Origin of the sequence: Pseudomonas sp. NFACC10-1 (genome assembly GCF_900119195.1) — a bacterium.
Taxonomy (GTDB): domain Bacteria; phylum Pseudomonadota; class Gammaproteobacteria; order Pseudomonadales; family Pseudomonadaceae; genus Aquipseudomonas; species Aquipseudomonas cerasi.
Genome location: NZ_FPJB01000007.1, coordinates 392297 through 402152, shown reverse-complemented (window position 1 = coordinate 402152; position 9856 = coordinate 392297). Strand labels below are relative to the sequence as shown.

At 60.0% G+C, this 9856-nt stretch carries 1 protein-coding gene; it reads right to left on the bottom strand.

What is annotated here, in order from left to right; translation table 11 throughout:
• A partial coding sequence (locus BT119_RS20825; protein ID WP_139271372.1) for a non-ribosomal peptide synthetase occupies nucleotides 1-9311 on the bottom strand: 9311 nt, incomplete at its 3' end.
• Nucleotides 9312-9856: the final 545 nt, after the last annotated feature.

Genomic DNA, 9856 nt, shown 5'->3' with positions numbered 1-9856 from the left:
GCATAAGCGTCGTCCTCCGGCGCCGGCAATGCCCGTCGATCCAGCTTGCCGTTTGGCGTTAGCGGGAAACGCGCCAGCGTTACGAAGGCACTCGGGATCATGTACTCCGCCAGCCCCTGCGACAGTTGCTCGCGCAACTGCGCCACCGACAATACGGCGCCTTCCTGCGCCGTCAGGTACGCCACCAGGCGTTTGTCGCCGGGACGGTGCTCGCGCACCAGCACCACCGCCTCCCTGACTCCAGGGCACTCAGACAGTTTCGACTCGATCTCGCCCAGTTCGATACGAAAACCGCGGAGCTTGACCTGATCGTCGTTGCGCCCCAGGTACTCGATATTGCCGTCCGCCAGCCAGCGTCCCAGATCGCCGCTCTTGTACATCCGCGCCGCAGGCTCGGCACTGAACGGGTCGTCCAGGAAACGCTCCGCCGTCAGTTCCGGCAGATTCAGATAGCCACGGGCAACCCCCGCACCGCCGATATGGATCTCGCCGCTGACCCCGATGGGCACCGGCTGGCCGTGTGTATCCAGCAGGTAAATCCGTGTGTTCGCGATCGGACGGCCAATTGGAAATACCGAAGACCGATAACAGTCGATATCGTCAACCAGTCTATGCCAGGCCACCACGTCGCTACACTCCGTGGGCCCGTAACTGTTAATGAATTCGGGCCTCGGCTCGGGAAGCATTTCCAGCCTGGCGACTTGAATAGGCTCTCCACCCAGTACCACCCGGCGAATGCTGTCAAGTTGCCTTGAATCGTTTGCGTCGATGAGCGTGTTGAACGCACTGGGTGAAAGATTGATATGGGTAATACGCTCGCGTTGAATCTGCTCCAGCAGCACCTCGGGAATGAAAGCCTCTCTGGCCAGGTGCAGTGTTCCACCGACCAATAACGGACCGAGAATATTTTTTTGCGTCAGATCGAAGCTATAGGAGGAAACAAGCAGTACGGCATCATCGGGCGCCAGTTTCAGCTCGGCCAGATACCAGTGCATCAGGTTTAGAAAGCCCCTTTGCTCGATCAACACGCCCTTGGGTTGGCCGCTCGAGCCTGAGGTGTAGATCACATAGGCCAGATGATCCGGCTTGACGGCTCGCGCCACTGGATCATGGTGAGCCTCAGCTTCCCAGCACCCGCCTTCCAGGTCCAGCAGTGGCACCGTCAACTCGCCCGGCAACGCCCGGGTCGCGCTCTGCACCAGCACCGCCGCCGGCGCGCTGTCTTCCAGCATGTAGCGCAACCGCTGCTCCGGATACGCCGGGTCCAGCGGCACGTAGGCAGCACCCGCCTTCAGGATGCCCAGCAAGCCCACTACCATTTCCGGGCTACGCTCGACGCAGATCGCCACCCGGTCATCCGGCCCGATGCCCAGGCCGATCAGATGATGCGCCAACTGGTTGGCGCGCGCATTCAGTTGCGCATAAGTGAATGTGTGCGCCTCAAATACCAGCGCAATCGCTTCTGGCGTTTTTTCTACTTGCGCTTCGAATAACTGATGGACGCAGGTGCCTTGCGGATAATCCACGGCCGTCGCATTCCACTCCTGCAGCAACTGACGCTCGGATCGCGGCAGCATCTCCAGACTGCGCAGCAACGACTCAGGTGAGTGTTCCAGCGCGTCGACCAGACTCTCCAGCGCCGTCTCCATGTAAGCACATACCCGCTGCGGATCGATCCCCGCCGTGGCTTGAACGGTCAGTGCAAAGCCCTCGCCCAGATCGTCCACAGCCAGTGTCAGTGGATAGTTGGTTCGCTCATTCCAGCCCAGGACCTCGATTCCGCCCCAGGCGCGGTCTCCCTGGTCCGAGACTTGCGGTTCGGCGCTGTGGCGGTAATTCAGCAGCGCGCTGAACAGCGGCAACGGCGGAGCAATGGCGCTGCAGCGTTGCGCCAGCGCCAACGACGCATGTTCGTGACCGAGCAGCGCGGTCAGGCGGGCATGCGTGGCCTTCACCCCCTCACGCACGCCTTGCTCACCGACGTTCAAGCACAACGGCAAGGTGTTGATGAACATCCCCAACGAGCGGTCGGCACCGTCGCCACCCTGCATGCGTCCCAGCAACACCGTACCGAACACCACGTCTTCCTGGCCCGATGTGCGCCCCAGCACCTGCGCCCAGGCCAGATGATGCAGGCTGGCAGCACTTACGCCCAGACTCCTGGCTTGCCGGCGGATCCTGCCCGCCAGCTCTGCGGCCACTGCCTGCCTGGCTTGCTTGATGTCCCGACCGTCACCCTGCACATCGTGCAAACCGAATGGCAGCGTCGGCTCCGTCACCTGACCGAGCATTTCCTGGAAGAACGCTTCATGCGCCGCTTGGCTTACGCCCAGTCGCGCCTGCGCCACATGGTTGCGATAGGGTACCGAATCCGGCAGTCCGGCTGCCTGCCCCAGCAGATCCGCCTGTACCTCATGTTGCACCACTTCCAGCGCCGTATGGTCCAGCACCATATGGTGAAACAGCAAAATCGCCACCCAGCGACTATTCGCTTCGTCGTAGGCGTAAGCCATCTTCATCAAGGGCGCTTTCGTCAAATCCAGCCGGTAATGCCTGGGGTCGAAGCGCTCTTGGAGTTGCTGTTCGATGTCTCCGTCGGCCGACTTCAGCTCCAACGCTTCAACGGCCAATGGCGCTTCGCGCCAGACTGTCTGAACCGGCTCGTCCAGCCCCTCCCACAGCACCGCCGTTCTCAAGATGTCATGCCTGGCAATCACACCCTGAAGTGCCCGGACAAACGCCTTCAGGTGGTCTTCGCTTGGCAGCGCAAAACGCGTATTTAGCAAATAGGGGTCACCCTCGACCGACGCAAGGTGGTGGAACAACACCCCTTCCTGCAGTGGCGCCAGTGCATAGATATCCTGGACGTTCGCCGTCCCGCCTGGCACAGCACGCACAATCCGCTCGATGGCATCCTCGCTCAGGTCCGCGAGCGGCAACATCGACGGTGTAATTCGTGTGCACCCGACCACGATTCCGTTGGCGGGCACCTCTACCTCATGACCGTTACCCAATACCTCGGCAAACGCCGAAAGGGTTGGCTGGGCAAACAGCAGCCGCACATCCGCCGACAGTCCCGCTTGACGCATCCGGCCCATCAGACTGACGGCCAGTAGCGAATGCCCACCCAGTTCGAAGAAGTGATCGTGGCGACCCACCCGTTCGACACCAAGCAGCTCCTGCCAGATGTCGGCAAGCGCCGTCTCCACCGTCCCGCACGGCGCTTCGTAGCCGCGGCTCACATAAGCGTCAGCCTCCGGCACAGGCAACGCCCGGCGATTCAGCTTGCCGTTAGGTGTCAGCGGCCACCCCGGCAGTTTCACATACGCGGCCGGCACCATGTACTCCGGAAGACTCGCCTGCAAGGCCGACCGTAGCGTCTGCACCGCAATGATCTCTTTCGCTTCCCGCGTCGTGTAATACGCGATCAGACGTTTGTCACCCGGCGTGTCTTCCCGGGCAATCACCACCGCCTCTCCGACACCAGGGCACCCAGCCAACTGCGCCTCAATCTCGCCCAGCTCGATACGGAAGCCACGGAGCTTGACCTGATCGTCGTTGCGTCCCAGGTACTCGATATTGCCGTCCGCCAGCCAACGACCCAAATCGCCGCTCCTGTACATCCGCGCCGTCGGGTCGTTGCTGAAACGGTCTTTCACGAACCGCTCTGCGGTCAGCGAATCACGATTCAAATAGCCGCGTGCGAGCTGTACACCCGCGATATAAATCTCGCCGCAGACGCCAACCGGGACCGGTTGCATGTGCGGGTCCAGCAGATACATCCGGGTATTGGCGACCGGCCGGCCGATCGGCACGATCCCCGCATGCAGGTCGGGCACACAGTGCCAGTAGGTGACGTCGACAGCGGCTTCAGTGGGGCCATACAGGTTGTGCAATTGCACATGTGCAAAGCGTTGCTCGAAGTGCTTTTGCAAACTATAGGGCAACGCCTCGCCGCTACAGAACACCTGCCGCAATGTGCTACAGGCCAGCGGGCCAGACTGATTGAGGAAGCTCTGCAACATGGACGGTACGAAATGCAATATCGTGACACCCGAGTCTGCGATCAACTCGGCCAGATACTCGGGGTCCTGATGGCCTCCCGGACGCGCGATCACCAATTGCGCACCCGCGAGCAAGGGTAGAAAAAATTCCCAGACCGACACGTCAAAACCGAACGGTGTCTTTTGCAAGACGCGGTCTTCGCGACTCAGCCGATATTGGTCCTGTGCCCACAACAGGCGGTTCACAATGGCGCGATGCTCGATCATCACGCCCTTGGGCTGACCGGTCGAACCCGAGGTATAGATCACATAAGCCAGGTGCTGTGGCGTGACCGTCGGCAACACGCGGTCATGCTCGGTTTCAGCCGCCCAGTTCACGCCTTGCAGATCCAGCACCGGCATCGCCAACGCACCCAGCAAGTCCCGGGTCGTACGCTGCACCAGCACCGCCACCGGCGCGCTGTCCTCCAGCATGTAGCGCAACCGCTCCGGCGGATACCCAGGGTCCAGCGGCACGTAGGCACCACCCGCCTTCAGGATCCCCAGCAAGCCCACCACCATCTCCACACTGCGTTCCACACAGATCGCCACGCGGTCGTCCGGAGCAATGCCCAGTGACAGCAAAATATCAGCCACCTGATTGCTGCGTTCGTTGAGGTCCGCGTACGTCACACGCTCGTCGCCGCACACCAGTGCAAGCGCTTGAGGCTGCTGCTGCGCTTGCTGTTCGAAAAGTTGATGGACCAATAGATCCTGTGGCCAGGCCTGATGTGTCGCGTTGAACTCGACAAGCACTTGCCGACGTTCGGTTTCGCCCAAAAGCTCGATCGCGCCCACAACCTGGCGCTCGTTCTCGACCATCGCACGCAGCACCCGTTCCAGATACGCCACGTAGCGTTGGGCCGTCTCGCGGTCGAACAGCGCCGTCGCATATTCCAGCGAACCGACGATCCGTCCCTCCACCTCCGCCAAGTCGAGGGACACATCGTACTTGGTGGTGCGTGCTACCGAATCCAGCAGCGTTAGCTCCAGCCCCTCCAACGCCAGTTCTGCGGGCGGCGTGTTCTGCCACGACAGCATCGCCTGGAACAGCGGGCTATGGGACAAGCTGCGCACCGGCTTGAGCAACTCCACCACCTGCTCGAAAGGCAGATCCTGGTGTTCATAGGCCGCCAGCGTGCAGGCCTTGACGCGACTCAGCAATGCCTCGACCGCCGGATCGTCCGACACATTCACCCGCAACGCCAGGGTGTTGACAAAAAACCCGATCAGGCCCTCGACCTCAGCGCTCATCCGGTTCGCCACCGGCGAACCGATCACCACCTCATCCTGCCCGGACAAACGACTCAATACCGTCGCCCAGCCCGCCAGCAATGTCATGAACAGGGTCGTGCCGTGCCGCCGACTCAGCGCCTTGAGCTCATGGCTCAGCGTCGCATCCAGCACCACGGGCACCGCATCGCCCGTATAGTCCTGTTGCGCCGGACGTACACGATCAGAGGGCAACATCAGCAATGCCGGCGCATCGAGCAGAGCGGTCTGCCAGTAGGTGCTTTGCTTGTGCAATACCTCGCCGCTCAACCAGCCTCGTTGCCACACCGCATAGTCAGCGTACTGGATCGACAACTGCGGCAACGGGTCTGCATCAGCTTGGCAACCGCTCGCGTAGAGTGCTCCCAACTCGCGCGTCAACACGCCCATCGACCAGCCATCCGATACGATGTGGTGCATCGTCAACAGCAACACATGCTCGTCATCGCTCAGCCGAACCAGACTCCCTCGAATCAGCGGTCCCTGCTGAAGATCGAAGCGCCCAATGGCTTCTTCGTCCATCAGTCGTGCCAACTCACTCGAGCTATCGGCATGCGTCGTGAGATCGTACTTGCGCAACGGGCAGCCTGTTTCCTCGGGATGGATGCAGAGCACTACGGCCTGATCCCCGGTCTGGACAAACGTTGTGCGCAGTACTTCGTGACGCGCCACAATCCGGTTCAACGCATGCTGCAAGGCGGCTTCATCCAGCGCGCCGACGATGCGCAGCCCCGCCGGTATGTGGTAAGCAGCGCTGGCACCTTCCATCTGCGCCAGAAACCACAACCGTTGCTGAGCAAACGACAGCGGCAGTTGGGCCTCTCGTGACGTTGGCACAATCTGCGGCAGCGTATTGTTTTGTGCCTGCGCCACCACGCAGGCAAGCGCCTCGAGCTGCGGATTCGCGAATAACGCGGCCAGTTCCAATTCCACGTTCAAACGCTGCCGGACCAGGGAGATAAGCCTCATCGCCAGCAGCGAATGCCCACCCAGCTCGAAGAAGTGATCGTTGCGCCCCGCCCGATCGACACCGAGCAGCTCCTGCCAGATCTCCGCCAGCGCACGCTCGACTTCGCCTGCCGGCGCCTCGTAGTCACGACTGGCATAAGCGTCGTCCTCCGGCGCCGGCAATGCCCGTCGATCCAGCTTGCCGTTCGGCGTCAGCGGCCATTCGGACACTTTCACATACGCCGCCGGCACCATGTATTCCGGCAGCCTCGCCTGCAAGGCAGCACGCAACGTCTGCGCTGTCATGGCCTGTGCAGCTTCCTGCATCGTGTAGTACGCCGTCAGACGCTTTTCACCCGGCGTATCCTCCTGGGCAATCACCACCGCGTCTCTGATGTCCGCGATCTGCCTCAGTTGCGCCTCAATCTCGCCCAGCTCGATACGAACTCCGCGGAGCTTGACCTGATCGTCATTGCGCCCCAGGTACTCGATATTGCCGTCCGCCAACCAGCGCCCCAGATCGCCGGTCCTGTACATCCGCGCCGCCGTTTCGGCACTGAACGGGTCATCCAGAAAACGCTCCGCCGTCAGTTCCGGCCTGTTCAGATAACCCCGGGCAACCCCCGCGCCGCCGATATAAATCTCGCCGCTGACCCCGATAGGCACAGGCTGGCCGTGCGCATCCAACAGGTAAACCTGCGTATTGGCTATCGGACGGCCTATGTGCAATACCGACTGCGTTGCATCGATCAGACCGGATGTGGCCACAACCGTGGTCTCGGTCGGACCATAGTTGTTGATCAGCGCAACCCGACTATCCGGATTGGGAAACTGACGCAACCGGTCTCCACCGATCAGCAACGTTTGCAGCGACGCCGGCTCGATCCCTTGGGCGAATGCAATCTCGGCAATCGGCGTAGGCAAGAAGCTCACATCCAGATCTTGCCGACGCCACCATCCCAGCAGCGCATCCACATCATTGCCAAGCGCTTGTCCAGGCAACAGCGACAGGCTGGCTCCCACGCACAGCGCTGGCCATAGTTCCCAGACGCAAGCATCGAAACCGACACCGGCCACGCTCGAAACCCGCTTGCGATGGGTCAGACCGAACGCCTCGCAATGCCAGGCCACCAGGTTCACGAGATTGCGATGCTCGATCATCACGCCCTTGGGCTGGCCGGTCGAACCCGAGGTATAGATCACATAAGCCAGGTGCTGTGGCGCGACCGTCGGCAACACGCGATCATGCCAGGCTTCAGCCGCCCGGTTCACGCTTTGCAGATCCAGCACCGGCATCGCCAGCGCACCCAGCAACTCCCGGGTCGTACGCTGCACCAGCACCGCCACTGGCGCGCTGTCCTCCAGCATGTAGCGCAACCGCTCCGGCGGATACCCAGGGTCCAGCGGCACGTAGGCAGCGCCCGCCTTCAGGATCCCCAGCAAGCCCACCACCATCTCAACACTGCGTTCCACACAGATCGCCACGCGGTCGTCCAGAGCAATGCCCAGTGACAGCAAGGCATGAGCCACCTGATTACTGCGTTCGTTGAGTTCAGCGTAGGTCACGCGCTCGTCGCCGCAGACCAGTGCAAGCGCTTGGGGCTGCTGCTGCGCTTGCTGTTCGAAAAGCTGATGGACCAATAGATCCTGTTGCAAGGCCTGATGTGTTGCGTTGAACTCGACCAGCACTTGCCGGCGTTCCGCTTCCCCCATAAGCGCAAGCTGGCCAATCGGCGTCGATTCATGAGCGGCAACCGACTCCAGGAGCAGCGTAATGCGGTCCCGAATCCGCTCAACTTCGTCCGGGCGAAAGCAGGCCAGATTGAAGTTGAAGTCAACGACTACGTCTTCATCCGAATAGTAATCACAGATAGCGATTGAGAGCGGCGTCTGATCGAAGCCGCTGTACATCCTGATCGCCTTCGAAGGGGCGCCGCCAAAGAAAAAGTCTGCGTCAAATTTTTCGAATGAAAGCGTGATGTCGAAGATCTGCTTGCGCCTGGAATGGCCAATATTCAGGGCGCGATTCAGTTCCGCAATCGGGAAGTGCTCGTGGCGGTAGCAGCGTCGCAATTCGGCGGCCACATCGCCCATCAATTCGAGCAGGGAGCGATTAGGGTCAACCCGTACGCCGATCGGGATGACGGAAGAAAACATCCCGATCGTCTGTTTCTGGCGGGCCGTCGTGCGGTTATGCAGGGGCATGCCAATGATGACTTCTTCTGCACCACCGACGCGTGAAAAATAGGCACTGACGACTGCAAAGAATACCGTGACAGGAGAAAGGCCATGCTCGGTGGCAACCGCGGCCACAGCATTGAACAGGTCACGCTTGATCGTCGAGCGAATATGACCGCTCTTGCACATCGAACCCACGGCATGGTCGCCGGACCACTGCAGCAGGGATGGCGGTATTTGTGCGTAGCGTTCGCGCCAAAACGACCGGTCACGCTCCAGGCGCGGCGAATTCAGATAGGCCTGGTCTTTGACCAGGAAGTCTCTGTAGGAAGGGCCTTCCTCGAGCTCGTCGATGCCCACCAGTAAATTGTTGTAGGCCTTCGCGACTGCATGGCAAAACAGCGTCGCCCCTGAGCCGTCCATGACCAAATGATGGTAGCGACCCAGCCAGTAGTGACGGGATGCACTGCACCGTACGAGCTGCGCCTCCCAAAGAATGCCTTCCAATGGATTGAAAGGTCGGGAAAATGCGTGTTGAAGGTATTCCTGCGCTCGCTCGACGCTGTCAACGTAGTCTGAAAAGTCGACGAGTTCGAGTGTGATATCGACAGATGGCAACACTCTCTGCCGGGCTATATCACCCTCTTGGAACAAGGCAAGTCGTAGCGCATCATTATGCCTGACAACGAGATTGATAGCCTTCTCGAACATTGGAATATCGAGATCACCCTTGATCTCCAGCTTCATGCCAATGTTGTACAGCGGTATGTCCGGGTTCGCTATCTGACCGAGCCAGATACCCTGCTGTACAGAAGATAGTTCATACGAGACATTGGAGTTGTTCGATACGTGTTGATGCGACGACGTCATGCGTAAACATCCCTGATTTTAATATCCTTTCGGGAGCCGAGTGACGATGTCCGCGGCCCTGCCGAATTCCTGGCGTGCTGGCCAAGTTCCATACAGAACTCGGCAGTTACAGCACAAGTTTGTCGCAGATAAACCGGATGTCAGAACCTGGCTTGCCCTGTCTGCATGACTGCGATAGGGACCTGGGAGAATGTCATTGATGTGCCGACAGTACCGGCTAGTAGCACCTTGATACTTCCGGACTGCGGGTTTCTCTATTTCCCCCTAAGTCGTGAACGGTTCGAACCGACGAAAAAAGACCCTGACCCCAGATAAGCTGCTAGACCTGCAATAATAGCGTTGACACTTACAAAGAGAAAAACAGAAATGAGGGCTTGTCCCGTATTACCAGTGCACCCTCCCACATTCAATAAACCGTTTTCGCTTCATTTGCCAAGGCAAAACGCGGCATATCACATTATCTGGAGGCGCGGGACTGATCGATAGACGCGGGGTTTGAACTTTGCTCAAGGCGCTGCTCAATTGGCTGGCCAGTCAACAATTAG